1 protein-coding gene and 1 pseudogene are annotated in these 1,915 nt (G+C 75.5%); both read left to right on the forward strand.

What is annotated here, in order from left to right; translation table 11 throughout:
* A pseudogene (locus tag AOK23_RS49145) lies at positions 1 to 377 on the forward strand (hypothetical protein); the annotation flags it as partial.
* A gap of 261 nt (positions 378 to 638) precedes the next feature.
* Positions 639 to 1,915, forward strand: a 1,277-nt coding sequence (locus AOK23_RS43305) for a hypothetical protein (protein WP_055717839.1), incomplete at its 3' end; no start/stop codon positions are given.

Raw genomic sequence — 1,915 nt, forward strand, 5'->3', positions numbered from 1 at the left:
ACGACATGAGCCGGCCCGACGAGGCCGGCCAAGATGTGGACGGCGGCCGTGAGCGGCGCGTCGGGCCGGCTCATGTCGTGCACGGACCGTTCGCCGGGGACGGTGACGTGGCAGCCATGGCGGCGCCCCACCGTGACGCGGGGGCCGGGGACGTGCATGTCTGGCGGACGGCTGAGCCGCAGGCCCCTGGCGGTCCACCCACGGGTGCGCTCGGTGGTCACTCCGCGGTCGACAACGGCGGGCCGCGTCACGCCGAGCCCCACGCCGTCACTTCTCTTCACCGGGCGCCGCTGAGTCTCGCGCCCGGCGCCATCGCTGCCGATGTCGCGGACGGGACCCGGGAGCGGCACCGGGACATCCCCGAGTTCCCCGGGTAGGGCAGGCCGTCCTCCCCCGCCGGACTCGTCGAGCGGGGGCGTGACAGCTCCGCCCTCCGTCCGGAACGTCCCTCCCTTTCGCGGAGGCCCGGACGAAACCCCTCGGAACCGGTACCGCGGCCCCGTCACAGCGACGGAGGCGACGACGCCGGGTGCTCGGCCGCCGGTCCCCACTCACGGGACCGCAACGAAAGCGGCGGCACCGGTCGCGATTCCCACCCGGTTCCCACGACTCGGAATCCCGAAGGAACTGACGTACGCATGAACAAGAACATCCGCCGCTCCATCGTCATAGCCGCCGGTGTCACCGGCGCGTGGGCGCTCGGCTCCACCGCCGCCGGCGCGGACGAACTGCACGCGTCGGCGGTCACCGTGCCCGACGTGAGCGTGGACACGGCCGACACGGACGCCGCCGACAGCGACACCGGCGGCACGGCCGCCGACGCCCTGGGCACGGTCACCGGCACGGTGAACAGCGCCCTCTCCGGGGTCACCGGTGCCGTCTCGGACGTCACCTCGTCCGACGAGGCCAGCAGCGTGACCGGGACGGTCGCCGACACGCCGGCCGGGGTGAAGTCCCAGGCAGGCGACAAGGCGGGGGCCGTCACCGGCCACATCTCCGCGCACGCGGAGAGGACCGCCGCCAGTACGCCCGTCGGGGCCGCCGACCAGGCGCGCCGCTACGTCGACGGCGAGGTCCCGCACACCGCGGGCAAGGCTTCGGCCCGCGTCGCAGCAACCACCGCGACCGCGGAGTCCGGCGTCGGCACCGCTCGGGCGACCGCCGCCGACCTCCACCACCCCGGCGACGAGATCGACTACCTCTTCGGCCCGCTGGCCGCCTTCGCCCCCGAACTGGAGCAGGCGCTCGCCGCCGCTCAGACCCGGCTCCAGGGCAGCACCGGCAACGTCGCCCGTGGCACGGCACGGCAGAAGGCGGTTGCCGTGACCACCGGCGCGGACCGCACGGTGGCCGCCGCCCGCACCACGGCCCACGGCACCGCCGACGGTGCCCGGACCCGCCTCACGACGCCGATCGGCCATGCCCAGTCGCAGGCCACCGCCACCACGAACGCCGCCCAGTCCGCAGTCGCCTCTGTCCCGGCTCACATCACGGGCAGGGTCGGGGGCATCCGCACGACGGCCGTCGGCACGGTCGGCACCGCCCGGATCACGGCGACCAGGGCGGCTGGCACCGCACACACCACCGCGACCGGCGCGGCCGGTACCGCCCACACCACGGCGACCGGCGTGGTGGCGGATCTCCGTGGCACCGCCACCGGAACCGTCGAGGGCCTCCCCGCAGCCGTCACCCACACGGTCACCCCGGTCGTCGACGAGACGGCCACCGCCGTCACGCCCCCGGTCGTCGGCACCGCCGTCGCCGGTGTGACCCCGGTGGCGGGCCGCGCCGTAGGCGACGTCACGGCGCTGACCGGCACGACCACCACCCACGCCACCGCCGTGGCGCACGGCACGATCGCCGGTACCACGAACGTGGCGCACGGCACGATCGCCCACGCCACCGCCGTGGCGCA

This window comes from Streptomyces torulosus (assembly GCF_001419765.1).
Taxonomy (GTDB): domain Bacteria; phylum Actinomycetota; class Actinomycetes; order Streptomycetales; family Streptomycetaceae; genus Streptomyces; species Streptomyces torulosus.